Origin of the sequence: Streptococcus salivarius, from assembly GCF_002094975.1 — a bacterium.
GTDB lineage: Bacteria > Bacillota > Bacilli > Lactobacillales > Streptococcaceae > Streptococcus > Streptococcus salivarius_D.
In genome coordinates this window covers 277,491-304,137 of record NZ_CP015283.1, presented here as the reverse complement: position 1 = coordinate 304,137, position 26,647 = coordinate 277,491, and the positions used below count along the sequence as shown (strand labels likewise).

The following is a 26,647-nucleotide window of genomic DNA, read 5'->3' as shown; positions in this document are numbered from 1 at the left end:
CTTTCTTAACTATTTTTACCCTAAGGTTGCAATGGTACATCCGGAACCACCAGCACTCTGTGGGGCATATTCAAAACTTTTAACATGGCGATGACGGCGGAGATATTTGGTAACAGCATCACGGATGACACCTGTACCAATACCGTGGATGATGTCCACCTGACTCATGTTATTAAGTAGGGCTTGGTCAATAAAGGCATCAAGCTCTTGCATGGCTTCTTCGTAACGTTTCCCACGAAGGTCTAGACGGGCACGAGGACCACCAGATGACTTTTTGGCTTTTTTAACCACGTTAATCTGTTTCTTCTTAGGTTGTTGGGCTTCGGCTTGGGCACGCACCAGAGTAAATTCATCCGCCTTGAGTGTCATCTTGATGAGACCTACCTGGGCTTCCCAGTTACCATTTTTGGCTTGACTGGTAAGCGTACCACGTTGACCATAGGCGGTAACGATGATATCATCTCCGACACGAGGGGCACGCGCAGCCTTTTCTTTCTTAGCCTTACGAAGGACTTTATTCTTAGAGAGGTCCACTTGTGGGGAAAGTTTCTTGAGTTTTCCTTTGGCGTCGATAACTTCATGAGGCTTGAGTTGACTCTTATCGTGGAGATTTTTGAGAATACTATCGCTCTCGGCCAAAGCTGTATCCACCATATCTTGAATTTCTTTCTGAGCCTTTTCGAGTTCCTTGTCGTACTCATGGGAGAATTCGTTATAGAGTTTCTTGACCGCACGGTTGAATTTAAGGTTCTCTTGCTCAACGTCCTTGATGTGCTCCAGACGTTTTTGTGTTTCCACAGTTTGGGCTTCAAGTTGCTCGATGATACGGTTGACATCACTATCAGTATCCGTGAGGTTTTCTGCTTCCTTGACAATAATCTCATTCAAACCGAGGCGGCGAGCAATCTCAAAGGCATTAGAACGACCAGGAACCCCCTGCATAAAACGATAGGTAGGGCTTAAAGTCGCTGTGTCAAACTCCATGCTGGCATTTTCCACATGTTGCGTCTCAATCCCATAGGCCTTAAGCTCAGGATAGTGAGTAGTAGCCATGGTTTTAATCTGGCTCAAACGTAGGTGCTCTAGGATTGCCATGGCTAGACTAGCCCCTTCCTGAGGGTCAGTACCGGCCCCAAGCTCATCGACTAAGACAAGACTGTTGCTGTCGGCAGCGTCCAGAATCTCGACAATGTGGGTCATGTGACTAGAGAATGTTGACAAACTCTGTTCGATAGACTGTTCATCCCCGATGTCCGCAAAAATCTCTTGGAAAGTGGCTACACGACTACCCTTATCAGCCAAAATTGGAAGACCAGATTGAGCCATCAGTTGTGCTAATCCAAGAGTTTTAAGCATGACCGTTTTACCACCGGTATTGGGACCTGTAATGACAATAGCTGTGAGGTCCTCATCAAAGCGTAAATCGTTGGCTACTGGATTGACCAAAAGAGGGTGACGAACGTTAAGCAGTTGGAGTGTTTGGTTGTCACTAATCTTTGGAATAACTGCCTTTTTATCCTGGAGATAGAGGTATTTTCCTCGAATGAAGTCCATGTGGCCCAAAATCCAAGCGTTGTTGGCGATAGCAGCAGCTTGAGGACGGAGTTGATTAGATAGTTCATGCAGGATACGAGCCATCTCATGACGTTCGTCTGCACGTAATTGTGTAATTTCTTCGTTAAGCTGGATAACGGCGCGTGGCTCGATATACACTGTGTTTCCAGAGCTTGAGATGTCATGCACCACCCCAGCAATACGGTTACGGTAGGTATTTTTGACCGGAAGCACTGAACGACCATTACGACTAGCAATCAGACTCTCAGCCAACATGTGGCCAGATTTCTTGAGAATGTCTTGCAAGGTCTGGCGAATGGCATCATCACAAGATTTGAGTTGACGACGGATATTTTGCAACTCAGGGCTAGCAAAATGCTCAATGAAACCACCGTCATTGATGCTTTGAAGACTACCTTGCAGACTTGGAAAGGCCTCAATCTTTTCGAAAAGACGTTTGAGAGCGACGAGCTCAACATTTTCAAGGTCAGCGTAGAAGCGACCAAGGTCAGCTGAAGCTTGTAGCACTTTCTTGATGGCAATAAGCTCCTGAATGTTGAGGTCAGCATCCAGTTCCAAGCGACGCAAGGGCTCAGAAATATCTCGCAAGCTACCAATGGCAAAGCCATGGTGCTCTACGAAAATCTCAGCCATTTCTTGAATTTCTGTAAATTGATTTTGAATTCTTTCTGAATTGGTCATAGGCACCAAGTCACGTAACTCCGCCTGAGCCTGTTCAGTCTGCAGGTATTCTGTGAACTGGTCCTTGACCTTGTTAAATTCTAATTGGTCTAAAATCTTTGTGTTCATAGCTTCTATTATAGCACATTTGCCTATGGGGCGTGGAGGTGGGAAATGCCTGAGGTCGTTTTATGAGCGGCCTTTTGTCATCAGATGTTGACTAGCTACTTTTACAAAAGAGTCTCTCTAAAATAAGAGATTTTCAATTAAAACCAATGCTCTCATCTATGCTATAATAAACCTATGACTAATCAGAAAAAATTACTCCTAATTGACGGTTCATCCGTTGCCTTTCGTGCTTTTTTCGCACTTTATAATCAAATTGACCGTTTTCGTAACAATAATGGCCTTCATACCAATGCTATCTACGGTTTCCACCTTATGTTGGACAACCTGCTTGAGCGTATCCAACCGACTCATGTCTTGGTAGCCTTTGATGCTGGCAAAACAACTTTCCGTACCGAGATGTTCGCAGACTACAAGGCTGGTCGTGCTAAGACACCAGAGGAATTCCGTGAGCAGTTCCCTTATATCCGTGAGATGTTGGCTGCACGTGGTATCGCCTATTATGACTTGGCTCAGTACGAGGCAGACGACATTATCGGTACCTTGGCTAAGATGGCTGAAAATACCAGTGAGGACTATCAAATTACTGTTGTCTCTGGGGATAAAGACTTGATTCAGCTGACTGATGAAAATACTGTCGTTGAGATTTCGAAGAAAGGTGTGGCTGAGTTTGAGGCCTTCACACCTGACTACCTCATGGAGAAAATGGGGATTACTCCAGCGCAATTCATCGACCTCAAGGCCCTCATGGGTGATAAGTCCGATAATATTCCAGGGGTTACTAAGATTGGTGAAAAGACTGGTCTCAAGCTCCTCTTGGAACACGGTTCCCTTGAAGGTATCTATGAGCATATTGATGAGATGAAGAAGTCCAAGATGAAGGAAAATCTCATCAATGATAAGGAGCAAGCCTTCCTTTCTAAAACTCTGGCGACCATTGATACCCAGTCTCCTATTGAAATTGGCTTAGATGATACGGCCTTTACGGGACCTGACCTTGAAAAATTGGCAGCCTTTTATGACGAGATGGGCTTTGTTCAGTTCAAAAATGCCCTTGGTGGAGAGGCTGTTCCGCAGGATTTTGATGTGGCCTATGCAGAGCCTAGTCAAGTGACAGAAGCTCACTTTAGCTCTGACGATTTCTTCTATTTTGAAATCCTCGGTGACAATTATCACATAGAACCTATCATCGGTTTTGCTTGGGGGAATGACAAGCAGATTTATGCGTCTACATATACAGACCTACTCAAATCAGAAGCCTTCCAGGCAGCTCTTTCAAAAGCTGTTAATATCTACGATTTCAAGCGAAGTAAGGTCCTTTTGAGCCATCTAGGTATTGACTTGCCTACGGCTAATTTTGATGCACGTCTGGCCAAGTATCTGCTCTCAACCGTTGAAGACAATGAATTGTCAACCATTGCCCGTCTCTATACGGACCTACCGTTAGAAACAGATGAAGTGGTCTATGGCAAGGGGGCTAAGCGTGCGGTTCCTGAAAAAGATGTCTTACTCAGCCACCTAGCTAAAAAAGTCAAGGTCCTTCAGGTTGCTAAACCGGTTATGCTTGAAAAATTGGCTGAACACGGTCAATCAGAGCTTCTCTTTGACATGGAGTTACCACTGGCAAATGTGTTAGCTAAGATGGAAATCGCTGGTATTAAGGTTAAGGGACAAACCCTTAACGAGATGGCAGTGGAAAACCAAGTAGTCATTGATAAATTGACCCAAGAAATCTACGAAATGGCGGGCGAGGAGTTCAATATTAACTCGCCTAAACAGTTGGGTGTTATCCTCTTTGAAAAGATGGGTCTACCTTTGGAATACACTAAGAAAACCAAGACAGGTTACTCAACAGCTGTGGATGTCCTTGAACGATTAGCACCAATTGCTCCAATTGTAGCTAAGATTTTGGAGTACCGCCAAATCACTAAGCTTCAGTCTACCTATGTCTTGGGGCTTCAGGATTATATCCTTGAGGATGGTAAAATCCATACCCGTTATGTGCAAGATTTAACTCAGACAGGTCGTTTGTCATCAGTGGATCCCAACTTGCAAAATATTCCTGTTCGCTTGGAGCAAGGTCGTCTCATCCGTAAGGCCTTTGTCCCATCGACTGAGGACGCAGTGCTTTTAAGCTCGGATTACTCACAGATTGAGTTGCGCGTGCTGGCTCATATTTCGGGAGATGAGCATTTGATTGCAGCCTTTAAAGAGGGGGCAGATATCCATACCTCTACAGCCATGCGTGTCTTTGGCATTGAAAAGCCAGAGGATGTCACACCTAACGACCGTCGTAATGCAAAGGCTGTTAACTTCGGGATTGTTTATGGCATTTCTGATTTTGGTCTTTCTAACAACCTTGGCATTAGCCGTAAGAAGGCCAAGGAGTATATCGACACCTACTTTGAACGTTATCCTGGTATCAAGGCCTATATGGATAATGTGGTTCGTGAAGCCAAGGATAAGGGCTACGTAGAAACTCTCTTCCACCGCCGTCGTGAGTTGCCAGATATTAATTCTCGTAACTTTAACGTCCGCAACTTCGCAGAGCGTACAGCTATCAACTCTCCTATCCAAGGAAGTGCTGCTGATATCCTCAAGATTGCTATGATTAACCTAGACAAGGCTCTGGTAGAAGGTGGCTATAAAACTAAGATGCTCCTACAGGTGCACGATGAAATCGTCCTTGAGGTGCCAAACGACGAACTTGTAGCGATGAAAGCCTTGGTTAAAGAAACTATGGAAGCTGCAGTCGAACTCGCTGTCCCTCTCATCGCAGATGAGAATGACGGCCGCACATGGTATGAGGCAAAGTAAAACATGAAAGAAAATTTTCCATTTGCCTATTGAAAAACACCAGATATGCTAGTGGTTCCGAAAAGTTTTTAACGATGTATCAAAAAAGTCCCCCTAAAGTGTTATATTAGATAGGGGTTCCCGACCAGTAGCTAATATACTAATGAGACTTGCTAGTCGGGTCAGCTAGCAAAGGTGGTGCTGAAGTGGAACTATTCGGTGGTTTTTTAAGCCTTGGCCGGTAGCAGAGGCTTTCATCCGAAGAGCAAGTTACAAGTTCTAATCTATGAACTTAGAAAGGAAGGAATAACTTAGAACAGCTCTCAAATAAATTTGGAATAAACATTTCTAATTTTAGTTATATAATTAAATTGATTAGTCGTTAACCTTTATTTTATAATTAGATAAACAAATTTGAATTTCTGGAGTAGTAGTGCAATGAAAAAGGATAAATATAAGAATTTGATTTTCGCATATACGGTTTTATATACATTTGTAACGGTGCTAAACAGCATTTTGTATTTATATAACGGAATATATGAGGATCCGAGCGGAAACTGGCACGAAATAGACAGAGCAATCATAGTTTTAATAGGTGTAGTGGCATATGCTCTTGTTACAGAGCTGATTATAAAGCCTATGGTTCTAAGATATGCAGTTTCGTACATACCGACAGTTTTGCTTGCATTTTTTTATGTATGGTCTACGAGCTTTAGAGAAAATTTAGCTCAGTCCGCGTATATGGACATCTGGATAAATTTCACGTCTATGTTCGTTATATTTTGTATAGTCCATTTTATTGTGTACAAATGTAGAAAAAAGAAAGAGACAATGAAGTAAATTAATTCCAATTTATAGGATTGTATACGGCAAAGGTAGCAATTGAATATGGTAAAATTACTGATGGCTTTTTTAAAGCAGGACTTGTGCCAAAAGAAGTTGGTCCTAGTGGTGGAACATTAGCATTTTTACCCAAAGGAGTATCTTTGACTGGTTCTGTAATGTCATCGCCAAATGAGAAAGCCGATGATCAGTCAGATAAAAGTAAGGATCGTATCTGGGGTGGGTAGTCACTTTATGGCACCACAGACGATAGTTATTTCTTCTACAAAGTAGACTAATGATTAACAAGCTGAAACTGAAACGTTTCGGCTTTTTTGTTTTCGTCATAGTGACATTTATGTCACTATTTTTTATTGGCCGTATTACCTATAATAGAACCATAACTGAGAACAGCGACAGGAGTTCTTAATAAAAAGGAGTGTCGTACTATGATTGAATTTTTGATGTCAAAAAATGTGACTTATTTGGAGTTGTTTTATATCTTTTTGGGAGTAGTTCTTTCAAAGGTATACCTTGCTTTGCGTGGCCGGAAGCACGCTAAACGTGACGTATAACAAAAAGGGTAGCACTCAATGCTATCCTTTTTTGCTGTCTTCATAAGTTTTAATCATTTTCTTTTGTGGTGTGGCCATTGGGAACTGGTCGAAGTCCTCAGCCGCTACCCAGCATAACTCCTTATCGGTAGTGAGTTTGTCGTCATTGACGCTACCTTCTACCATCTCGATGGTCCATTTTTGGTGGCTGAAGGTATGTTTTACAGGTGTAAAATCATTGTTCGTCCACTCTGGATTAAGGGCATAATTTTCTTCAAAAATAGCCTTTTGAGAGACTGTCTCGAGAATATAATCATCCTTTTCAAAAAGGCTGAGTTGTTGACCAATAAAGTCCGTTTCCATGATAGGGAAGGACCAGAAACCACCTAGCAGACGTCCCTCGATATTTTTTTCGAGCAGAAATTCACCCTTTGCATTTCTGATAATAAAAGCTTGAATTTGCATAGGTTTAGGCTTCTTCTTAGGCAATTTGATAGGGTACTTGTCATAAGTTCCATTGAGATAGGCTGCACAGAAAAAGCGAATAGGGCTTTCGTCTGGTCTTGGATTTTTAGCCGATTCGATATCGGTCCCAAGGTCCATAAGCGCCTGATTAAAGTCCCCTGGACGGTCAGGGTCAATCAAAATGTCCATAATCGCTTGGAAAATCTTACGATTTTTGGCGTCTCCAATATCGTAATTAACCTCAAAGAGACGAGCCATGACTCGCATAACATTACCATCAACAGCGGGTTCTGGGAGCCCAAAGGCGATGCTAGAAATAGCACCAGCAGTATAGGGCCCGATGCCCTTGAGTTTGGCAATATTGTCATAAGTATCTGGAAACTGACCATCAAAGTCATCCATGATTTGTTTAGCAGCCTTTTGCATGTTTCGGACACGTGAATAGTAACCTAACCCTTCCCAAGCTTTGAGAAGCTTCTCTTCTGGAGCTTCAGCCAAATCTTTAACTGTTGGAAACCAGTTTAAAAAGCGCTCGTAATAGGGAATGACAGTCTGAACCTGGGTTTGTTGTAGCATGATTTCACTGACCCAGATATAGTAGGGATTTTTAGTTCTTCGCCACGGTAGGTCTCGTTTCTCTCGATCGTACCAGTCCAGGAGGGTACGACGAAAAGAGGCGATTTTCTCAGCATCCCACATGACAATGCCGTATTCTTTTAAATCTAACATGTCTCTATTGTAGCAAAGAAATCTTTTTTCAAAAAATTATGCGTTTTTCTGTTAAAAAGATTGACAAAAGTAAGCGTTTACATTATACTAAGAGTGTAAAGAAGATAAGGATTCATCAAGGAGGTAAAAGCCATGGTGAGAGTCAATATTTCAAGGTACAAAAACGGAGACTGAGATCTCTAAACAAAACAGTAGGCAAAACAAATAACTTTATCAATCATCTCTGAGGAGCGTGACCGCATGACAGTAGGACGTTACAAGAACGGAGATTAATTCAGTCGCATAAAATAGCTACAAGGGAGTGATACCACCAGAAGTCGAAGGCTAAACTCAAATCTGTTAACTTAAGAAGAAGTGAGGTAAAGCTCATGAGAAATGTTAGTAGGTATAAAAATGGAGACACTTAGGTTGTTGCGTAAAATAGCCTAAGGAGTGATACCCATGCCACACGAAACGTAAATCCTATATTCTTAAGATGAACGAGGTGAGTTCATGAAAAATATCAGTAGGTATAAAAACGGCGATTAAAAATGTTGCATAAAATAGCTACAAGGGAGTGATACCACCAGAAATCGAAAGCTAAACTCAAGATTAACGTCAAAAAGTGAGGTAAAGCTCATGAGAAATGTTAGTAGGTATAAAAATGGAGACACTTAAGCTGTTGCGTAAAATAGCTTAAGGAGTGATACCGATGCCAAATGAGTAAACTATCGACAAAAGTTAAATGCTTAAATCTTGTAACAAAGTACCGAGGTGACGCTTATGTTGATGTTTGATGTAAGTCGTTATAAGAACGGCGACAAGTAGATCTCATTGAGTGGTCAATGGGGAGATAGGTCTCAAATCATACGAATCAGAGGTGATTACTATGATGATGAATTTAGGACGTTATAAAAATGGAGACACCTTAAGTTATTGCATAAAATAGCTTAGGGAGTGATACCAATGTAATAGAAAATTTACAATACATAAAAGTTATTTGTAAGTTGATGGAGGTAATCTATGATTGCTAGGTATAAAAATGGTGACACACAATGACTCCTCCTTATGAAAATATTTTTTACAAAATTCCAAAAGGATGTTCTAATGACAATTGAAGAATCTTAAAAGCTCATTCTAGCGTGTAAGAATGAGCTTTTTGATATGTTGAATTTTGAAAGTTACTTAATCCGGCTCTTTGTCAACTGTAGTGGGTGACGAAAAGCTAACATCTAGAGAGGACCTGATAGGTCTTCTCTTTTTTTATGTTTAGAGTGATGAAGACACGTTTCTTAAAGTTGATGAAGTTTCTAAAACCGAAGCCCAACCGTTTGATGTCTTTAATCAACTTGTTAGTCGCTTCGAGTTTCGCGTTTGAATAGTCAGTTTCTAGCGCATTCTTGATGTATTGCTTGTGTCTAAGAAAAGTCCTAAAGACCGTTTGAAAGTAGTGATTGACCTTACTCATGTTCTCCTCTATTAACTCAAAAAATTCATCTACCCTCTTCTCCTGAAAGTGAAAAAGCAAAAGCTGATAGAGGTTGTAGTCATTAGCGAGCTCTTCTGAAAAGTCTAGAGTCTTCTCAACGACTTCATGTGGTGCTAAAGTTTGTCGGAAAGTCTTTGAATAAAAAGAGCTGAGAGATAACTTACGGCTGTCCTTTTGGAAGAGTCGCCAGTGATTTTTCAAGGCTCGATAGGGTAGTGACTTCTTATCAAACTGGTTCATAATAGCAATTCTTGTCTTTAAAAAGGCTCGACCAAGGTGCTGGATAATGTGGAAACGATCAAGAACGATTTTGGCGTTTGGAAAAAGTTTTTTGGCTAGTGGCATATAGGTCCCAGACATATCCATCGTGATAAACTGTACCTGTTGTCGGACTTTCAATGGATACTTCAAAAAGTAGTTTCGTATAGTGGTTTGGCGACGATTATCAAGGATGGTTATGAGTTTGTTTGTCTCATAGTTCTGCGCAACAAAAGCCAATTTCCCTTTCTTGAACCCAAACTCATCCCAGGACATAATAGCTGGGAGTTTGTCATAGTGTTCCTTGAAAGTAAACTGGTCGAGTTTACGATAGACAGTGGACGTTGACACGCGAAGTCTTCTGGCAATATCCGTTAATGACACCTTCTCAGTTAGGAGTTGTGTAACCTTTTGTCGGACAAGGTTGGAGATTTGACAGTTTTTCTCAACGATTGATGTCTCAGCTACCGTGACTCTCCTACAATTTTTACACTGGAAGCGGCGTTTCTTCAGACGTAGTAGTGTTGGAGTTCCCGCTTGTTCGAGAAGAGGGATTTTAGAAGGCTTTTGAAAGTCGTACTTGATCATTTTTCCATGGCAATGAGGACATGATGGTGCAGGATAATCGAGTTTTGCTTGAATCTCTATATGAGTGTCAGTTTCAAAAACAAGTGAAATCTTGATGTTTTGGTCTTTAATTCCGATTAATTCTGTGGTATTCTTAATAAGTCTCATAAGTTCTTCCTAATGATGGTTTGGTTGCTTTTCATTATAGTTCTTATGGGACTTTTTGTCTGCATTCAAAAAGCTCTATAATCTCTACAGTGATTTTACCCACTACAGAAATTATAGAGCCCTTAATCCTTATTGTTTAACTGGACCTTTCGTAGGAGAGCCAGTCTTTTTTGTTCTTCGACTAGAGCCATAAAGATTTGGTATTGATTTTTAAGATGCGGCAGGAAGCTCTTAGGAATCTTGCTATCAAAGCTTAGGTTGTTCAGAAATATGGGGGCGCTACTGTCTCTATAGATTTGTCCTTGGAAGAAGTAGTTGTCGGTCACGATATCAATTGAGATACGTGATGAGCGCCATCGACGTTTGCGCATGTACTTGGGTTTCCAACGAATCTTAAGTTGTTGGTCCTTGATATACCACCCCATGATGTCTATTTTAGCGGTCTGTTTCGTTTTGTCATCACAGTAGGTTACTGGTACGCTTAGAACCTGTTGGCTTCTTGGTGAGGTTAAGAAGGGATGAAAATCAGGAATGAAGTCGTAGTCCTTGCTGGATACTTCCGAAAGACCGTTTTCTTCTCGTATTTTGCTACGACTGGCGTACTTGAAGAAGTCAAAACTCTTATCCTGTCTTTCTAGTCGATCAGCCTCTAATTGATATCTTGCCACCTGATCACCGATATTTTTAGTCGTCTTGAGGTAACGCATGATTTCTGCATCCTTGTAGTAAAGAGCGACGAGATTTTTTAGACGCTGACTAGGGTCCAGAGAGTGTAACTTGTCTGGAAAAGACAAGATTTGTATGCTATGAACAGAGGCCAAAGGGACAGCAGCGATGCCTGATAAGACCTTGTCTTGTTCAAAGAGGGAGACGGTATCAAAATGACTGGTATGTCCAAGCGAATGTCTTATGTCAACAACAAAGAGGTTATTGTCCTGTTTAAAAGTGATAATATAGGTATCACTCGGACCTAAGTTTTTAAGGTTATATTCTAGGGAAGTAATAGGAATATTATAGTAGTGGTTAAAGGTTGGAAGTCCTAGTTTTTCTCCTAATTTCTTTTTATGATAAAGCATTCTCTTATTTTAGCATGAAGTTTGACCGGAGAAAAGATGACGCATAGGGCTTAATTTTTTTATGAGGGAAAATTTCTAACTCTTTACTTTTTCCTTGCATTATCCCTCAAACTTTGGTAGAATTATATCTTGTGAGTGCACCTCACTTACTCGTGGCGAAAGACCATGAGTCATTAGACCAAAAGAGGAGGAAAATATCAATGGCTAAATACGAAATTCTTTATATCATTCGTCCAAACATTGAAGAAGAAGCTAAAAACGCTTTGGTAGCACGTTTCGATTCTATCTTGACTGACAACGGTGCAACTGTTGTTGAATCAAAAGATTGGGAAAAACGTCGTCTTGCATACGAAATCCAAGATTTCCGTGAAGGACTTTACCACGTTGTTAACGTTGAATCTGATAACGATTTTGCTCTTAACGAGTTTGACCGTCTTTCAAAAATCAACGGTGACATTCTTCGTCACATGATCGTTAAACTTGACGCGTAAGAAGGTAAATTATGATTAATAATGTCGTACTCGTTGGTCGCATGACCCGTGATGCGGAACTTCGTTATACACCAAGTAACGTTGCTGTTGCAACATTCAGCCTTGCGGTTAACCGTAACTTCAAGGGTGCTAATGGTGAACGTGAAACTGACTTTATTAACTGTGTTATCTGGCGCCAGCAAGCTGAAAATTTGGCTAACTGGGCTAAGAAAGGCGCATTGATTGGAATTACAGGTCGTATTCAGACTCGTAACTATGAAAATCAACAAGGTCAACGTGTTTACGTAACTGAAGTTGTCGCTGATAATTTCCAAATGTTGGAAAGCCGTGCGGCACGTGAAGGTCACAGTGGTGGTTCTTACAACGCTGGAGGATTTGATAATTCAAATTCATTCGGTGGAGGAGCTTCAACTGGTGGTTCATTTGGTGGATCACAACCTGCACAATCTACACCAAACTTCGGTCGTGACGAGAGTCCATTTGGTAATTCAAATCCAATGGATATTTCAGATGACGATCTCCCATTCTAAGAATGGACAAAACGAATTAAATATATAAAGGAGAAATAAACATGGCTCAACAACGTCGTGGCGGATTCAAACGCCGTAAAAAAGTTGATTACATCGCAGCTAACAAAATCGAATATGTTGATTACAAAGATACTGAGCTTCTTAGCCGTTTCGTTTCAGAACGTGGTAAAATTCTTCCACGTCGTGTAACAGGAACTTCAGCTAAAAACCAACGTAAAGTAACAACAGCGATTAAACGCGCTCGCGTTATGGCACTTATGCCTTACGTAAACGAAGACTAAAAATAATGCCCTCGACTGAGGGTGTTTTTTTCTGGCTTGATTTTATGGGCTTTTTTCTTTTTAGGCTTGTGTGTTGAGTGTTATTTTATACTTTAGGGAAAAAGAAAAACCAACTGGTCTTCTCATTTATCTTGAGGAGCTAGTTGGTTGTTTTGTGGTATATAGAGTGTGTTTTCTAAGAAATCATCAAATTTTTGGTCGTTAACGAGGATATCGACATTATCTTTGAAGACCTTGAAGCGGTTTGATAACCAATGTGTTTTGATATCTGCCCAATTATTGAAGCGGCTCCACCTATAAGGAAGTGTTGGGTCCTGTTTTTCAAAGACATAGATACTGCCATCTTTTTCGTAAGTTATAGCCGTGTGGAAATTGCTGACATCACCAGGGCTATTTTGAAAGACTGAGAGGAGTTTAACCTTTTCTGGAAACTTGAGTCCAGCTTTTTTCCAAGCTTTAAGGAGGTCATCCGTAGACTGGTAGCTGATATTATCTCCAAAGAGGAGACTATAGAGAGCTTGATCCTTGGAAGTTAGCTCTTTGTGGCGTGACTTAAGATCTATAAATTCGTTTTGAGAGGGGAGGTCCAATTTGGTGAGGTCCTCTGAGCTTGTAATAAGGTCATGAAGAAGGAGGAACGATGTTCGTCGGCAGTTTAAGTCATCAGTAAAATGTGATTTGTTATCTTCGAAAGTTTTTTCATTAAGGAAGGTGACGAATTGATTTTGATCCTTGCCGATTTTACTTTGGGTCCATTTTTTGACAACAGGTTGGAGATTTGTATTTTCCTGATTGTAACGACTAATATAAGGGGCTAGATTGTCCCAGTCTTTTGTCGGAATACCCTTGCTTTTTAAGGCTTTTGCTAGCTGTTTTTCCTGAGTGGAAGTCGTCACATTGTTAAAACTATAGTAAGCTTGATAGTTTTTCTGAGTATTCTTGTGGCCACAAGCCATAAGTAGTAGGCAGCAAGCAATGATTAGTAGAGGGAATTTGATACGCATCTATTGGAATTCTTTCTTTTGTCTATTAACTTTAACATTTTAGTATAGAATAGCCAACTGTGTCAAGATTTCTGACGTAAAAAAGCACCCTTATGGGTGCTTGAGGTTGATTAAGATGCAGGTGCGTAAGTACTTTGGACGTTGTAATGACGTTTGAAGAAGTATTTGGCAACACCAGCGATGACACCAATGATAAGGATTACAATTGGTGAAAGACCAGGGTTGAGGTAGCTTGGAAGAAGGGCTGTAAGACTAAAGAGAGCAAACCATGCAATAAAAGAGAGTGTGATGACGGTCATGCTGAACCACCATTTTGGACGTTCTTCTTTTGGTTTGTTATTGTGACGGTAGATGTAGTGATAAGGGGTATACATAGCAAGGCCTCCAATGAATGACACTGAAAGAAGGGTTGTGAGGCCGTAGCTAGTTTGTGTACCTGAGAAACCAAAGATAGCGTTCATGATAGCAACGATGGCTAGAAGGAAGAGTGAGGTATCAAGCCACATCTTCCAAGGAGTTTTATCTGTTTCTGGCACTTCTTTGTTAGGCTTACCAGTTTCAGGTTTTTGGTGTTTTTCAGGAGAGAAACTAGCTGCCCAAACAGTTGGAGCACCAAGGAGTCCACGTCCTGTAATTCCTTTTTTCTGATTTTCGATAAGTTCAGGAATGACATTGCCAAGAATGTCTTTGATTTCTTGGTCTGATTTACCATCTTTGATGAGTTGGTTAGTTGCGATGTGGATAAATTCTTGGTTTTTCTTGGTGAGTTTTTGGATGTCCATGAGATGACCTTTCGATAAATAGTATTATTTTTTTAGTTTTGTAGTTTAGGGAAAAGAAGAGGCTCTATATTAGAACCATTTTTTCCTGATAAAGTAGATAACAACGCAAGATGACCCGAGAGCCGCGATGAAGAAAATGACCCAAAAGGCGTTATCTAAATCGTTTAGGGGCATAGAATTGTTTTTAAAGTTCATACCGTAAGCGGAGAAGATAACGGTTGGGATGTCCAAAGCCATAGTCATGAGAGCCAGTGTTTTCATGATAGTGTTCTGGTTATTACCGATGATAGAGGCCGAGGTTTCAGCCATAGCGTTCAAGACATTTTCATAGATGCCTGCCATCTCAATGGCCTGTTGGGTTTCGACCAGGGTATCTTCCAAGAGATCCTCGTCCTCGATATATTTCTTCAAGCTTGAGGCGTTACCTGTTAGCTTTTTGACAATTCGCTCATTCATCTTAAGTGAGGCTTTTAGATAGACAATGGATTTTTCCAATTCCATCATGTCGATCAATTGCTCGTTTTTTGTCGCATTTTCCAACTGAGCTTCCAATTTATCGCTCTGACGATTGATAGAACGTAGGGCGGTTAGGTAAAGTTGAGCATTGCGATAGAGAATTTGGAAGACAAAGCGTGTCTTCATGAAGGTATAGAAGTTACGTACACGGTGATTGAGGAAGTTGTCCATAAGGCTGATGTCCTCGAGGCAGGTAGTAACGACTACCTCTTCGGTAACGATGATACCCAATGGAATGGTAACGTAGTAACTTTTGTTATTACGTTCTTCTTGGGTTGGGACGTCGACCAAAATTAGGGTGTAGTCATCTTCGACATCGATACGTGATGTTTCTTCCACGTCCAGAGGGGCGCGGAGATCTTGGATATCAATGTCAAAACGTTCTGCAACCTTCATGGCTTCTTCCTGGGAAGGGTTTACCAAATGAATCCAGGCACCAGGCTCGAATGTTTCAATTTCTTTGAATTCTTTTCCGGTGGATAAGAACATTTGTTTCAATGGGAACCCCTCCTTTGTCATTAGGTAAGCGCTAGCGTCTTGATTATAAAAGGATTTTTACAATCGCTTTTAAGTAAAATAAACACCGCTCTTAGCTTTTTTTAGTGATGTCAAATGAGGCTTGGGACGATGTTCCTTGCCTTTTTTAGACACTCCAATATTATACTACATTTGAAACATTTTTGGGCTGGATAAATTGAAATTTTGTTATAATATGAGAGAAAGTCGGGATGGATTTTCCATCCGTCTGTAGAAAGGAGTGGCCGTAGCTTCTGGGTTAGGGCCTCTTAAAATATGCAAGATAAGTTAGTGATTCATGGAGCAAGAGCTCACAATTTAAAAAATATCGATGTGGAGATTCCACGTGATAAACTGGTAGTGGTTACGGGTTTGTCAGGTTCTGGGAAGTCTTCCTTGGCCTTTGATACCATCTATGCAGAGGGGCAACGTCGTTATGTTGAAAGTCTCTCGGCTTATGCCCGTCAGTTTTTGGGAAATATGGAGAAACCTGATGTGGACTCGATTGATGGTTTGAGTCCTGCCATCTCCATTGACCAGAAAACAACAAGCAAAAACCCTCGTTCGACGGTCGGGACGGCAACGGAGATTAATGACTATCTTCGTCTCCTTTATGCGCGTGTGGGTGTTCCCTATTGTCCTAATGGTCATGGAGCCATTCAGTCGTCCTCTGTGGAACAGATTGTTGACGAGGTTCTAGCTCTTCCTGAGCGTACACGTATGCAGATTTTAGCGCCGATTGTTCGTCGTAGAAAAGGGCAACACAAGGCCGTTTTTGAGCGTGTACAGAAAGACGGTTATGTTCGTGTTCGTGTAGATGGTGAGATTTACGATGTCACAGAAGTGCCAGAGTTGTCTAAGTCTAAAATGCATAATATAGAAGTAGTTGTAGACCGCTTGGTGAATAAGGATGGTATCCGTAGTCGTCTCTTTGATTCGGTGGAGGCGGCCCTACGTTTAGCAGATGGCTACTTGATTGTGGATACCATGGATGATAATGAGCTGCTTTACTCAGAACATTATTCTTGTCCGGTTTGTGGCTTCACAGTGCCAGAGTTAGAACCTCGTCTCTTTTCATTCAATGCGCCATTCGGCTCTTGTCCGACCTGTGATGGTTTGGGTAATAAACTGGAAGTTGATATGGATTTGGTTATCCCTGATGCTAGTAAGACCTTACGTGAAGGTGCTCTGGCGCCTTGGAATCCTATTTCGTCCAACTACTATCCAGCCATGCTTGAGCAGGCCATGGAGCAGTTCGGCGTGGATATGGATACGCCATTTGAAGATCTTAAAAAAGAAGAACAAGATTTGATTCTCTATGGATCTGGGAATCGCGAATTCCATTTCCATTATGTTAATGATTTTGGTGGGGTGCGTGATATTGATATTCCTTTTGAAGGAGTTGTGACTAATATCAATCGTCGCTACCACGAGACCAATAGTGATTTCACTCGCAATGTCATGCGAGGTTATATGAATGAGTTGTCATGTCCAACTTGTCATGGCTATCGTCTTAACGAAGCAGCTCTCTCAGTTCGTGTTGGTGGTGAGAATGGCCTCAATATTGGTCAAATCTCTGATTTGTCTATTTCAGATCATCTTCAGGAAATCGATAACCTTGAATTGGGTGAAAACGAGGGAGTGATCGCTCGTCCAATTGTTAAGGAAATCAAGGATCGCTTGACTTTCTTAAATAATGTAGGCCTTAATTATTTGACCCTCTCTCGTATGGCTGGAACCCTTTCTGGGGGTGAGAGTCAGCGTATCCGTTTGGCAACACAGATTGGCTCTAACCTTTCTGGAGTCTTATATGTGTTGGATGAGCCTTCTATAGGGCTTCATCAGCGTGACAATGATCGCTTGATTTCAAGTCTTAAAAAGATGCGTGACTTGGGCAATACCTTGATTGTGGTGGAGCATGATGAAGATACCATGCGTGAGGCTGACTGGCTTATCGATGTGGGGCCTGGTGCTGGTGCCTTTGGTGGTCAAATCATGGCTTCAGGAACCCCAGAGGAAGTGGCTAAGAACAAGAATTCAATCACCGGGCAATATTTGTCAGGTGCTAAATCAATTCCTGTACCGACGGAACGTCGTGTAGGTAATGGTCGTTTTATCGAGGTTAAAGGTGCTAGCGAGAATAACCTGAAGAATGTATCTGTCAAGTTTCCGCTTGGAAAGTTGATTGCAGTCACTGGTGTTTCTGGTTCGGGAAAATCGACTTTGGTTAATGGAATTCTCAAGAAAAAGATTGCCCAAGAGCTCAATCGAAATAGTGAGAAACCTGGTAAACACAAATCAGTGACAGGCATTGAGCATATCGAGCGATTGATTGATATTGACCAAAGTCCAATTGGGCGTACACCTCGTTCTAATCCAGCGACTTACACAGGTGTCTTTGACGATATTCGTGATCTTTTTGCCCAAACTAATGAGGCCAAGATTCGCGGTTACAAGAAGGGGCGTTTCTCTTTCAATGTCAAGGGTGGCCGTTGTGAAGCTTGCTCTGGTGATGGCATTATTAAGATTGAGATGCACTTCTTGCCTGATGTTTATGTCCCTTGTGAGGTTTGCCATGGCACACGCTATAATTCTGAGACCTTAGAAGTTCGTTATAAGGGCAAGAATATTGCTGAAATTTTGGATATGACAGTTGATGACGCAGTTGACTTTTTTGCGGCTATTCCTAAGATTGCTCGTAAGGTTCAAACTATCAAGGACGTGGGGCTCGGGTATGTGACCTTGGGACAACCAGCAACAACCTTATCAGGTGGTGAGGCTCAACGTATGAAACTGGCTAGTGAGTTGCACAAACGCTCTACAGGGAAGTCCTTCTACATTCTGGATGAACCGACGACGGGTCTCCATACAGATGACATTGCACGTCTCTTGAAGGTGCTTCAGCGTTTTGCGGATGATGGCAACACTGTTCTCGTGATTGAGCACAATCTGGATGTTATCAAGACCGCAGACCATATCATCGATTTGGGTCCTGAAGGCGGTGTCGGTGGAGGTACCATCGTAGCAACAGGGACTCCAGAGGAAGTAGCAGCTGTTCCAGAAAGCTACACAGGACAATATTTGAAAGAAAAATTGACATAAAGAAAAAGGGCTCTCTGAGTCTTTTTTTTGCTTTAGGCTGGTTTAAGTTGAGTTTGCTATTCTATGGTTAAGAAAAAACATACAGGAGTCAGACTATGGTTAAAAAGCGTTTTTTTATAGGCTTTAATGGTATTCTTCTAGCCTTATTTCTAGATATTTGTCTTTTAATTAGCATCCGTACAGTGGATCATCACGGCCATTTTCAATCAGCAACAGATAAATGGGAAACTTTGCTTTACGTTTTAGGAATTTATTTTAGTTTTCTCCTTTTTGAGGTTATTTTTTATCTTATTCTGAAACACCGTAGAAATAAACAAGTTTTGGAACAGGTCTTATAGAGGGCTGGATTTTTGTGTTCAGAGATAGTGACATTTATGTCACTATTTTTTTGAAAAGAGAGAACCTATAATGACCTTATACCCAAATGCACTAGGTTTCCAAGACGACTAAATCTTTGAATAGTCCAAGTGGTTATTGCTGTATTTATTTTTGAAAAGAAAGGAGAAATAAGAATGCGAACTAAGGCATATGGTGAAGAGCTCAATGCTGAAACCTTAGAAAATGTTACAGGGGGTGGTTTTGTATCTAAACCTCAAACCTTACCTGAACGATTGGGTTGGAATAAATGGTGGTTGAAAAGAAGACCTCCTTATGGCGATTAGAAGTTACCATGAGCACCAGATATGGGAAAGAGGAGTATGGATAAACAGAAGAATAATCTTATTAGAAGTTTAAGCATTGTTATCGTGATTGTCTGGCTATTTATTGTGATCATAACTGCTACGCTAAGTTTCACCGAAGGCGTTGCCTTTATTGACCATTGTCTCGTCTGGTCAACACTTTCGCTAGCTTTTTCTTTGTTTGCGCTTAGGGTAGCGGGTAAGGATAAGGAGAAATGATTTTCTATGTTGATTACTATAGTCTTAGGTTGAGTTTATTTGCTTAGCCTTTTCTTTTTGTCTTTAATCTTATAGAATGGTGACATTTATGTCACTATTTTTTATTTCGTTAAGCTCTTATAATGAAGACATAGCTTGGACTTAGTGGCTAAAGTATTAATTTAAATAGAAAAGGAGAGGAACATGGTAATTAGTGTCATGGTACCATTGCTTTTGTTAATTGGTAAAAAGTAAGATGTAACACAGTAAACAAATAAGGAGAATACATGAAGAAAATACAATTTATTTTGATGGCGAGTTTTGTTTTAGGTACTTGCCAGTTAGCGGTGCTTAGTGGAGCAGCGGATGAGTTAGATGTTAAGGAATCTACAGTCGAATTATCCAATAATTCTGTTGAGAGTGGTGAAGTAGAGAATGTGGAAGTTTCTTCTGAAACAGCTTCTCAACAGATAGCTGAGAAAGTTGAATCTATTAGTGAGACAAAGGAAAATTCGCTTCCTCAATCATCACAGACGGGAGTGGCTGAGACAGAAGTGAGGTCTGAAGAGGTTTCGGTTGAAGCTTATGAAAAGAATCTTGAAAACCTGAAGCCAGTCTCTTATAGTGATGTTACAAATATGTTGACTGAAGATGGCGGAGACCATATCCTTTATGTTGGGCGGCCAACCTGCTACTATTGTCGTCAAAATTCTCCAGTTTTGAAGGATTTCAATACCCTGATTGATGGTCAGCTTCTTTATTACAATACAGATTCGGATCAGCTGGACCGTGAGTCTCGTAAAATACTATTTGATAAGCTAGGAATTCCAGGGACTCCAAGTGTCATTCGTCTCAAAAATGGTCAATTGGTTTCTGGCTATCTTGGCAGTGCTCCAGATGCCCAAGCTATTTATCAGGCTGTTTTCAAGGAAGAAACTGAGAAAACAGAGACACCAGAGGGAACAGAAGTAGTAGAGAGGGCGGAAAAACCCTTACCGGAATCTCCCTCTGAAGATACTATCAAGGATAGTGATAAGGATGTAATTAATCATACTGAAGGGTCTGTTACTAGCCTAATGTCTCAAATTAAGCAAGTTTTTAGGAATCTAACAGATCTGCTTATAAGTCTTTTAGGGAAATTTATCTAACAGACTATTTTCTAAGTTGGAGAATAAAAGAATTTATCAAATATGATTCCATCTTTGCTTGTCTTGTTTGTGAAGAATACCTTAACGGCCTTTGTAACGGCTTATTTTGGAGTAACAGGAATGACTTTCTTCACGCTCTATTTGGCTAGTTTAGGGGATACCATGACTAAGCTGATGACTTATGTACCATTTAGTTTTATGCGAGCAGTCTTTACTAGTGGTCAAGAGTTCTTTAATCTTCGCGAAGCCTTTGTTTTGTTTGTTTGGACTTTGGTTTTGCTCCTTTTTATGCCAACTATCTACGAAAAGCGAGCCTTTGTGTAATGCTAATAAAGTCAGAGTTTGATCTGGCTTTTTCTTTATGACCTCAAAAAAACAAGCTAAAATGTCAATTTAATCCTTTAAAATCTGAAAATTTGGTATAATTAACCTAAAATACCAAAGGAGTAATTCATAATGCAACGTAGACTTGAACGATTTGATGCCAAACTTGCCCAATCAGGCCTTGATGCCTTGTTGGTGACAGGACAAAACAATATTTATTATTTGACAGATTTCTGGGGGACAAATGCGACTGTCTTCATCACTAAGAATCGTCGCCTCTTCTTAACCGATTCACGTTATACCCTCATTGCCAAACAATCCGTGCATGGCTTTGATATTATCGAAAGTAAGGACCCACTTAAGGATATTGTTAAAATTATCGAGGCTGATAAACTGGAAACAATCGGATTTGATAATCAGGTATCATTTGCTTACTATCAAGGTCTTCAAGCGATCTTTGAAGGCTACACTTTATCACCACAAAGCAACTTCATGGAAGAGTTGCGTATGATTAAGGATGAAAAAGAATTGGCAACTATCCGTAAGGCTTGTTCTATCTCAGACCGTGCCTTTACAGATGTACTTGATTTTATTAAACCAGGTCAAACAACAGAACTACAAGTGGCAAACTTCCTAGATTTCCGTATGCGTGAGTACGGAGCTTCAGGGGTTTCCTTTGAGTCTATCATTGCTTCAGGTTACCGTTCTGCTATGCCTCATGGGGTTGCTTCAGAAAAGGTTATCCAATCTGGTGAAACCTTAACGATGGACTTTGGTTGCTACTACAACCACTACGTTAGCGATATGACTCGTACTATCCATATTGGTGACACCACTGATGAGGAGCGTGAAATTTATGATATCGTTCTACGTTCTAACCAGGCCTTGATTGACGCAGCTAAGGCTGGTATGACACGTCGTGACTATGATAAGGTTGCGCGTGATGTTATTGTCGAAGCGGGGTACGGTGACTACTTTACACATGGTATTGGACATGGTATCGGTCTTGACATTCACGAGATTCCTTACTTTGGTAACTCTGATGAGACTATCGAAGCTGGTATGGTCTTGACGGACGAGCCAGGTGTTTATTTGGCTGATAAATACGGTGTTCGTATCGAAGATGACATCATTATCACAGAAAATGGTTGTGAATTGATTACCCTTGCGCCTAAGGAATTGATTGTTCTCTAAGATTTGGAGGAATACTTTATGCCAAACCGTTTATCTTGGCAAGATTATTTTATGGCTAATGCAGAGCTGATTTCTAAGCGTTCTACGTGTGACCGTGCCTTTGTTGGAGCTGTTTTAGTTAAGGACAAGCGTATTATCGCTACAGGTTATAATGGCGGAGTTTCTGAGACTGATAACTGTAACGAAGTAGGCCACTATATGGAAGATGGTCATTGTATTCGTACGGTACACGCAGAGATGAATGCCCTTATTCAATGTGCCAAAGAGGGGATTTCTACCAAAAATACAGAGATTTATGTGACTCATTTTCCTTGTATCAACTGCACCAAAGCTCTCTTGCAAGCTGGTATTGTTAAGATTACATACAAGGCCAATTATAGGCCCCATCCCTTTGCGATTGAATTGATGGAACAAAAAGGCGTTTCTTATTTGCAACATGATGTTCCAGAGGTTCACTTAGGAATGGATGACTAGCTTGTTCTTTGAAAAAAGCCTGAGGATTGGGCTTGAATCTATAAAACATTTGAGCCATGCTATCATTTATGGTAAAATAAACTGATAATAATTTTTTACAAAGAGGTATTTAATAATGATTGAAGCAAGTAAACTCCGTGCGGGTATGACTTTCGTAACTAACGATGGCAAATTGATCAAAGTTCTTGAAGCTAGCCACCACAAACCTGGTAAAGGTAACACAATCATGCGTATGAAATTGCGTGATGTTCGCTCAGGTTCAACTTTTGATACTAGCTATCGTCCAGAAGAAAAATTTGAACAAGCAATCATCGAAACAGTACCAGCACAATACTTGTACCAAATGGATGATACTGCATACTTCATGAACACTGAAACATATGACCAATATGAAATCCCAGTAGCCAACGTTCAAGAAGAATTGAAATTTATCCTTGAAAACTCAGACGTAAAAATCCAATTCTACGGAACAGAAGTTATTGGTGTTCAAGTTCCAACAACTGTTGAATTGACTGTTACTGAAACACAACCATCTATCAAAGGTGCAACAGTTACAGGTTCAGGTAAACCTGCAACACTTGAAACTGGTCTTGTGGTTAACGTTCCAGACTTTATCGAAGCTGGTCAAAAATTGGTTATCAACACAGCTGAAGGTACTTACGTATCACGTGCCTAAGCCCAACTAAGTCTTTCAAACCACTGGTTTGAAGGCTTTATTTTCCAAACTAACGGAAAGGAAACATGCGATGACTACAGAAAATATCGGTGAAATTGTAATTGCCCCTCGCGTGCTCGAAGTGATTACAGGTATCGCTGCAACTAAAGTGGAAGGTGTTTACGCCCTTCAAAATAAAAATGTTACGGATAGTCTCAGCAAAACAAGCTTGGGACGTGGTGTTTACCTCCGAACAGAAGAAGATGGTACTGTAAATGCTGATATCTACGTCTCACTTCAGTATGGGGTTAACGTACCAGCGGTTTCAATTGAAATTCAAAAGGCTGTTAAAGCAGCTGTCTATGATATGGCAGAAGTGGCAATTTCAGAAGTCAATGTTCACGTTGAATCTATTGTTACTGAAAAGTCACAAAAACCAGACTTGGCTGAATTGTTTAACGAGGATTTTTTGAATGACTAATATCTTTAAAGATTCACGTCGTGACCTTCGTGAGCGTGCTTTTCAAACGCTTTTTGCCCTTGAATTTGGTGGAGAAGCTCTGGAACAAGCACTTTTCGCTTACACTTATGACAAGCCAATTGACGAAGAAACTGAAGTTGATGTATCAGCCTTTCTCCTTAGCCTGGTAACAGGTGTCCGTGAAGAGTTGGCCCAACTTGATAGTCAAATTGAAGAAAAGTTGAAAGAGAGTTGGAGCCTCTCACGTTTGATTGTGACAGATCGTACTCTCCTTCGTTTGGGACTTTATGAAATCACGTCATTTGAAGAAACACCAGGACGTGTAGCTATTAACGAAATCATTGAAATCGCTAAAAAATATTCTGATGAAACATCTGCTAAGTTCATTAATGGTGTACTTAGTCAGTTTGTGACAGATGAAGCATAAGCAAAAGAAGTTGAGCCTTGTTTCAACTTCTTTTTTTCTACAAATGTAACAAGAAAAAAGTCGCAAGCGGAGATTTCTTGCGACTTTCATTTATATACTGCTACCAGCAATCAGACTCACTGGAAGTACATAATCACGATTAACTGTTTTGCCTTTAATTTTCTTGAGAAGAATTTCGACACAAAGTTTAGCAATTTCATCCAAAGGTTGTTGGATAGTTGCTAACTCTGGGTAGAAGTGACGGATAAAGGCGGTACCGTCATAACCGATGATTTTTAGGTCATCTGGGATAGAAAGTCCCAATTGTCTAGCTATCTTCATAACCAAGATAGCTGTTAAATCGTCCGAAACAAAGATGCCATCTGGTTTTTCACGAGAGATAATAGATTTGATTTCTAATTCTCGTCGCATGAGAGACAAATCGTTTGGAACAGGACAAATAATACCTTCCTTGTCCAATTCATAATTAAAACCTAGTTGACGAAGTCCTGTTGGAGAATCCGAATTATCATAGCCTGTAATCATGACAATGCGTTGACAGCCAGCCTTGACCATAGCTCTTGCGGCTAACTTGCCACCTTCAAAGTTGTCAGACGAAACAATAGGAATCTTTGGGGCGAGATTACGGTCGAAGGCAACGATGGGAGCTTCAACCTTCTCATAATCCTCAATACCAAGATTGTGACTAGATGAGATGATGCCGTCACATTGGTTGGCGGCGAGCATCTCCAAATAGTCCCTCTCCTTGTTAGGATCATGCTCACTATTACAAATAATGGTTTTATAACCTTGCTTAAAGAGTTCATCCTCAAGACGTTCAATAAGTTCGGCATAAAATACATTGGAAATATTTGGGAAAATCAAGCCAACGAGTTTGGCCGACTTTCCTTGAAGACCTCGAGCTAAATTATTAGGTTTATAGTTGAGTTCTTGCATAGCAGCGTGAACTTTGTCAATGGTCTTCTGTGAGAGGTAGCCCTTTTTGTTTATGACGCGAGAAACTGTGGTTGGGCTCACACCAGCCAGTTCGGCAACGTCAGTAAGCTTTGCGACCATAAATCACCTTAGTATTTCAAGTCGAAGTAGTGTCCAGAAACGTTTCCTGACGTTACTTTGATACCAGTTTGTTCTGCACTTGGGAAGACGCGGCTAGTGAAGACTTTTTCACCTTTGTTGAAGAAAATTTCAACGATTGAATTGTCTACAAAGATGTTTGCTGTTGCAGCTTGACCGGCATCAAGAGCGCATTCACGGCTTGTGCCAAAGTCAGTAGCATATTGTTCACCAGCTTTAGAACGGTCAAGGATAACTTTTCCGTTTTCAGTATCAACTGTAAGTGACAAGCCATTTCCTTCTTGGTCTGCGAAGAGGACAAGTTCTGTTTGAGTGTTAGCTTCAAAGTTAAGTTCAAGCTCGTAAGTGTTAGTTGTTGCCGTTTTTTCAGAGAAATCTTCTTGGCTAGCACGTAAGCTTGTAATGGCTTCGACTGGATATTGGTAGAGTTTGCCATCTTTAATAGACAATTCTTTAACCAAGCTCATAGCCCCTTGGTAGTCGTATTTGTCAGTTGGATAGTCCACATCTGGAAGACCGATCCAGCTGACAATAAGGGCACGACCATCTGGAGTATTAAAGCCTTGAGTTGCATATGCTTCAAATCCGTAGTCCAAGTTGATAATTGGTGTGCCATCAACGAGGGCAGGTTTTTCTGTGTCGAAATCTTGGAAAATCTTATAAGTGTTAGGGTAGATGTTACCGTAGTCAAGTTCAGCTTTATCGAGACCTTGTGGGCTATAAAGAAGAACAGGTTTGCCATCTACAAAGACAAGGTTAGGACACTCAATCATGTACTCTGACCCAGTGCCACCAAAGTCAAGATTACCAACCTCAACCCAGTTTTCGACATCATTGTCTACTGCCTTGTAAAGTTTGATATAACCTTGTTTATCGTGGTTTTGAGCACCTACGATAGCGTAGAATTGTCCCTTGTAATCGAAGATTTGAGGGTCACGGAAGTGCCCAGTAGCGTCAGCAGGTTGTTTGATAAGAACCTTGTCGAATTTTTCGATTTTGCCGTCTTTATCCATCCAAGCGCCGATTTGACGTGGGTCACGAATCCAGTTTTCATCACGAACGTTCCCAGTATAGAAGATAAAGAGTTTATCACCGATTTGATAAGCAGAACCTGAGTAGGCACCGTGGCTATCATTTTCATGGTCTGGCAAGAGTTTGACACCAGTTTCTGTAAAGTGAACCAAATCTTCAGTTTCAGTATGCACCCATTGTTTCAAACCATGAGCAGCTCCAAATGGCCAACTTTGGTAGAAAAGTTGGAACTTACCATTAAAGTAAGAAAAACCGTTTGGATCATTAAGAAGCCCTGTTTCTGGTTCGATATGGTAACTTGCACGCCAAGGTGATTTAGCGACATTTTCTCTAATCTTTGTTTTTTCTTCGTCTGTCCAATCTGCGTATGGACGGTAACGAACTTCTGTTGGTAGATTCATATTTAGTAATCTCCTAATCTATTTGTTAATAATATAGTAAACGTTTTACCTATAAAAATCAACGATTTATAAC

Annotated in this window: 26 protein-coding genes and 1 pseudogene; 18 read left to right on the top strand and 9 right to left on the bottom strand. The window is 40.8% G+C overall.

Annotation, left to right across the window (positions count from 1 at the left end):
• Window positions 1–15: 15 nt before the first annotated feature.
• Window positions 16–2,364 carry an endonuclease MutS2 gene (locus V471_RS01465; RefSeq protein ID WP_084871035.1) on the bottom strand — a complete coding sequence of 783 codons (2,349 nt, stop codon included), beginning with the start codon at window positions 2,362–2,364 and terminating at the stop codon, window positions 16–18.
• 174 nt (window positions 2,365–2,538) lie between these two features.
• Between V471_RS01465 and polA the strand changes: the two genes are divergently transcribed.
• From polA to V471_RS11285, 4 genes are all read left to right on the top strand, one after another.
• On the top strand, window positions 2,539–5,178 hold the full coding sequence (polA, locus tag V471_RS01460) for a DNA polymerase I (protein ID WP_084871034.1): 2,640 nt from the start codon (window positions 2,539–2,541) through the stop codon (window positions 5,176–5,178).
• Between the two features lie 417 nt (window positions 5,179–5,595).
• The gene (locus V471_RS11355; RefSeq protein WP_004183523.1) at window positions 5,596–5,997 is read left to right on the top strand and encodes a DUF6608 family protein; all 402 of its coding nucleotides are present in this window, start codon (window positions 5,596–5,598) and stop codon (window positions 5,995–5,997) included.
• A gap of 20 nt (window positions 5,998–6,017) precedes the next feature.
• Window positions 6,018–6,227, top strand: coding sequence for a hypothetical protein (locus V471_RS01450; RefSeq protein ID WP_014632597.1), 210 nt, complete (start codon window positions 6,018–6,020; stop codon window positions 6,225–6,227).
• A 201-nt stretch (window positions 6,228–6,428) separates the two neighbouring features.
• Window positions 6,429–6,554 carry a hypothetical protein gene (locus V471_RS11285; RefSeq protein WP_004183520.1) on the top strand — a complete coding sequence of 42 codons (126 nt, stop codon included), beginning with the start codon at window positions 6,429–6,431 and terminating at the stop codon, window positions 6,552–6,554.
• Window positions 6,555–6,575: 21 nt separating this feature from the next.
• On the opposite strand, the gene mutY is transcribed toward V471_RS11285, so the two are convergent.
• The 3 genes and pseudogenes from mutY to V471_RS01435 form a co-directional block, all read right to left on the bottom strand.
• Window positions 6,576–7,727, bottom strand: coding sequence for an A/G-specific adenine glycosylase (gene mutY, locus V471_RS01445; RefSeq protein WP_014632598.1), 1,152 nt, complete (start codon window positions 7,725–7,727; stop codon window positions 6,576–6,578).
• Window positions 7,728–8,938: 1,211 nt separating this feature from the next.
• A pseudogene (locus tag V471_RS01440) lies at window positions 8,939–10,188 on the bottom strand (ISL3 family transposase).
• A 122-nt stretch (window positions 10,189–10,310) separates the two neighbouring features.
• The gene (locus V471_RS01435; protein ID WP_045769125.1) at window positions 10,311–11,264 is read right to left on the bottom strand and encodes a hypothetical protein; all 954 of its coding nucleotides are present in this window, start codon (window positions 11,262–11,264) and stop codon (window positions 10,311–10,313) included.
• Window positions 11,265–11,464: 200 nt separating this feature from the next.
• On the opposite strand from V471_RS01435, the gene rpsF reads away from it, so the two are divergent.
• The 3 genes from rpsF to rpsR are packed head-to-tail and all read left to right on the top strand — an operon-like array spanning window position 11,465 to window position 12,566.
• Entirely contained in the window at window positions 11,465–11,755 is a 291-nt protein-coding gene (gene rpsF / locus V471_RS01430; RefSeq protein ID WP_002884188.1) for a 30S ribosomal protein S6, read from the top strand.
• 11 nt (window positions 11,756–11,766) lie between these two features.
• On the top strand, window positions 11,767–12,285 hold the full coding sequence (locus tag V471_RS01425) for a single-stranded DNA-binding protein (RefSeq protein WP_002891844.1): 519 nt from the start codon (window positions 11,767–11,769) through the stop codon (window positions 12,283–12,285).
• Window positions 12,286–12,326: 41 nt separating this feature from the next.
• Window positions 12,327–12,566 carry a 30S ribosomal protein S18 gene (rpsR, locus tag V471_RS01420; protein WP_000068665.1) on the top strand — a complete coding sequence of 80 codons (240 nt, stop codon included), beginning with the start codon at window positions 12,327–12,329 and terminating at the stop codon, window positions 12,564–12,566.
• Between the two features lie 122 nt (window positions 12,567–12,688).
• Here rpsR and V471_RS01415 read toward each other — a convergent pair whose 3' ends face one another.
• The 3 genes from V471_RS01415 to V471_RS01405 form a co-directional block, all read right to left on the bottom strand.
• Window positions 12,689–13,570, bottom strand: a complete 882-nt coding sequence (locus V471_RS01415; RefSeq protein WP_004183473.1) for a DUF4300 family protein — start codon at window positions 13,568–13,570, stop codon at window positions 12,689–12,691.
• Window positions 13,571–13,680: 110 nt separating this feature from the next.
• Window positions 13,681–14,352 (bottom strand): DUF1129 domain-containing protein, encoded by a 672-nt coding sequence (locus V471_RS01410; protein ID WP_013991182.1) that lies wholly within the window; start codon window positions 14,350–14,352, stop codon window positions 13,681–13,683.
• A 69-nt stretch (window positions 14,353–14,421) separates the two neighbouring features.
• Window positions 14,422–15,366, bottom strand: a complete 945-nt coding sequence (locus tag V471_RS01405; RefSeq protein ID WP_084869200.1) for a magnesium transporter CorA family protein — start codon at window positions 15,364–15,366, stop codon at window positions 14,422–14,424.
• Between the two features lie 294 nt (window positions 15,367–15,660).
• On the opposite strand from V471_RS01405, the gene uvrA reads away from it, so the two are divergent.
• The 11 genes from uvrA (at window position 15,661) to nusB (ending at window position 24,067) form a co-directional block, all read left to right on the top strand.
• Window positions 15,661–18,486, top strand: a complete 2,826-nt coding sequence (gene uvrA, locus V471_RS01400) for an excinuclease ABC subunit UvrA (protein WP_084871033.1) — start codon at window positions 15,661–15,663, stop codon at window positions 18,484–18,486.
• 95 nt (window positions 18,487–18,581) lie between these two features.
• A complete protein-coding gene (locus tag V471_RS01395; protein ID WP_037602605.1) occupies window positions 18,582–18,824 on the top strand; it encodes a DUF3923 family protein in 243 nt (80 codons plus the stop codon).
• A 174-nt stretch (window positions 18,825–18,998) separates the two neighbouring features.
• Entirely contained in the window at window positions 18,999–19,148 is a 150-nt protein-coding gene (locus tag V471_RS11050) for a hypothetical protein (protein WP_171966959.1), read from the top strand.
• Window positions 19,149–19,184: 36 nt separating this feature from the next.
• Window positions 19,185–19,385 carry a hypothetical protein gene (locus tag V471_RS01390; RefSeq protein WP_073688465.1) on the top strand — a complete coding sequence of 67 codons (201 nt, stop codon included), beginning with the start codon at window positions 19,185–19,187 and terminating at the stop codon, window positions 19,383–19,385.
• 266 nt (window positions 19,386–19,651) lie between these two features.
• On the top strand, window positions 19,652–20,512 hold the full coding sequence (locus tag V471_RS01385; RefSeq protein ID WP_073688466.1) for a thioredoxin family protein: 861 nt from the start codon (window positions 19,652–19,654) through the stop codon (window positions 20,510–20,512).
• Between the two features lie 42 nt (window positions 20,513–20,554).
• Window positions 20,555–20,836, top strand: coding sequence for a hypothetical protein (locus V471_RS01380; protein WP_073688467.1), 282 nt, complete (start codon window positions 20,555–20,557; stop codon window positions 20,834–20,836).
• Between the two features lie 132 nt (window positions 20,837–20,968).
• A complete protein-coding gene (locus V471_RS01375; RefSeq protein ID WP_002891832.1) occupies window positions 20,969–22,030 on the top strand; it encodes a M24 family metallopeptidase in 1,062 nt (353 codons plus the stop codon).
• Between the two features lie 18 nt (window positions 22,031–22,048).
• Window positions 22,049–22,504 (top strand): deoxycytidylate deaminase, encoded by a 456-nt coding sequence (locus V471_RS01370; RefSeq protein WP_002884736.1) that lies wholly within the window; start codon window positions 22,049–22,051, stop codon window positions 22,502–22,504.
• A gap of 115 nt (window positions 22,505–22,619) precedes the next feature.
• Window positions 22,620–23,180 carry an elongation factor P gene (gene efp, locus V471_RS01365; protein ID WP_002891830.1) on the top strand — a complete coding sequence of 187 codons (561 nt, stop codon included), beginning with the start codon at window positions 22,620–22,622 and terminating at the stop codon, window positions 23,178–23,180.
• A 70-nt stretch (window positions 23,181–23,250) separates the two neighbouring features.
• Window positions 23,251–23,640 carry an Asp23/Gls24 family envelope stress response protein gene (locus V471_RS01360; RefSeq protein WP_002884704.1) on the top strand — a complete coding sequence of 130 codons (390 nt, stop codon included), beginning with the start codon at window positions 23,251–23,253 and terminating at the stop codon, window positions 23,638–23,640.
• Window positions 23,633–24,067, top strand: a complete 435-nt coding sequence (gene nusB, locus V471_RS01355) for a transcription antitermination factor NusB (RefSeq protein WP_084871032.1) — start codon at window positions 23,633–23,635, stop codon at window positions 24,065–24,067. Before V471_RS01360 ends, nusB begins: the two co-directional genes overlap by 8 nt.
• Before the next feature lie 90 nt (window positions 24,068–24,157).
• On the opposite strand, the gene V471_RS01350 is transcribed toward nusB, so the two are convergent.
• Together V471_RS01350 and V471_RS01345 are read right to left on the bottom strand one after the other, a co-directional pair.
• A complete protein-coding gene (locus tag V471_RS01350) occupies window positions 24,158–25,123 on the bottom strand; it encodes a LacI family DNA-binding transcriptional regulator (protein ID WP_048674949.1) in 966 nt (321 codons plus the stop codon).
• An 8-nt stretch (window positions 25,124–25,131) separates the two neighbouring features.
• A complete protein-coding gene (locus tag V471_RS01345; RefSeq protein ID WP_014632609.1) occupies window positions 25,132–26,574 on the bottom strand; it encodes a sucrose-6-phosphate hydrolase in 1,443 nt (480 codons plus the stop codon).
• Window positions 26,575–26,647 lie beyond the last annotated feature (73 nt).

Bases quoted from the DNA above. Each gene is read 5' to 3' on its own strand.
- V471_RS11285 (WP_004183520.1), top strand. From the start codon at position 6,429: ATGATTGAATTTTTGATGTCAAAAAATGTGACTTATTTGGAGTTGTTT.
- V471_RS01410 (WP_013991182.1), bottom strand. From the start codon at position 14,352: ATGGACATCCAAAAACTCACCAAGAAAAACCAAGAATTTATCCACATC.
- V471_RS01435 (WP_045769125.1), bottom strand. From the start codon at position 11,264: ATGCTTTATCATAAAAAGAAATTAGGAGAAAAACTAGGACTTCCAACC.
- mutY (WP_014632598.1), bottom strand. From the start codon at position 7,727: ATGTTAGATTTAAAAGAATACGGCATTGTCATGTGGGATGCTGAGAAA.
- uvrA (WP_084871033.1), top strand. From the start codon at position 15,661: ATGCAAGATAAGTTAGTGATTCATGGAGCAAGAGCTCACAATTTAAAA.
- V471_RS01395 (WP_037602605.1), top strand. From the start codon at position 18,582: ATGGTTAAAAAGCGTTTTTTTATAGGCTTTAATGGTATTCTTCTAGCC.
- efp (WP_002891830.1), top strand. From the start codon at position 22,620: ATGATTGAAGCAAGTAAACTCCGTGCGGGTATGACTTTCGTAACTAAC.
- polA (WP_084871034.1), top strand. From the start codon at position 2,539: ATGACTAATCAGAAAAAATTACTCCTAATTGACGGTTCATCCGTTGCC.
- V471_RS01370 (WP_002884736.1), top strand. From the start codon at position 22,049: ATGCCAAACCGTTTATCTTGGCAAGATTATTTTATGGCTAATGCAGAG.
- V471_RS01375 (WP_002891832.1), top strand. From the start codon at position 20,969: ATGCAACGTAGACTTGAACGATTTGATGCCAAACTTGCCCAATCAGGC.
- rpsF (WP_002884188.1), top strand. From the start codon at position 11,465: ATGGCTAAATACGAAATTCTTTATATCATTCGTCCAAACATTGAAGAA.
- V471_RS01465 (WP_084871035.1), bottom strand. From the start codon at position 2,364: ATGAACACAAAGATTTTAGACCAATTAGAATTTAACAAGGTCAAGGAC.
- V471_RS11050 (WP_171966959.1), top strand. From the start codon at position 18,999: ATGCGAACTAAGGCATATGGTGAAGAGCTCAATGCTGAAACCTTAGAA.
- V471_RS11355 (WP_004183523.1), top strand. From the start codon at position 5,596: ATGAAAAAGGATAAATATAAGAATTTGATTTTCGCATATACGGTTTTA.
- V471_RS01345 (WP_014632609.1), bottom strand. From the start codon at position 26,574: ATGAATCTACCAACAGAAGTTCGTTACCGTCCATACGCAGATTGGACA.
- V471_RS01425 (WP_002891844.1), top strand. From the start codon at position 11,767: ATGATTAATAATGTCGTACTCGTTGGTCGCATGACCCGTGATGCGGAA.
- V471_RS01380 (WP_073688467.1), top strand. From the start codon at position 20,555: ATGATTCCATCTTTGCTTGTCTTGTTTGTGAAGAATACCTTAACGGCC.
- V471_RS01390 (WP_073688465.1), top strand. From the start codon at position 19,185: ATGGATAAACAGAAGAATAATCTTATTAGAAGTTTAAGCATTGTTATC.
- V471_RS01350 (WP_048674949.1), bottom strand. From the start codon at position 25,123: ATGGTCGCAAAGCTTACTGACGTTGCCGAACTGGCTGGTGTGAGCCCA.
- V471_RS01415 (WP_004183473.1), bottom strand. From the start codon at position 13,570: ATGCGTATCAAATTCCCTCTACTAATCATTGCTTGCTGCCTACTACTT.
- V471_RS01385 (WP_073688466.1), top strand. From the start codon at position 19,652: ATGAAGAAAATACAATTTATTTTGATGGCGAGTTTTGTTTTAGGTACT.
- nusB (WP_084871032.1), top strand. From the start codon at position 23,633: ATGACTAATATCTTTAAAGATTCACGTCGTGACCTTCGTGAGCGTGCT.
- V471_RS01360 (WP_002884704.1), top strand. From the start codon at position 23,251: ATGACTACAGAAAATATCGGTGAAATTGTAATTGCCCCTCGCGTGCTC.
- rpsR (WP_000068665.1), top strand. From the start codon at position 12,327: ATGGCTCAACAACGTCGTGGCGGATTCAAACGCCGTAAAAAAGTTGAT.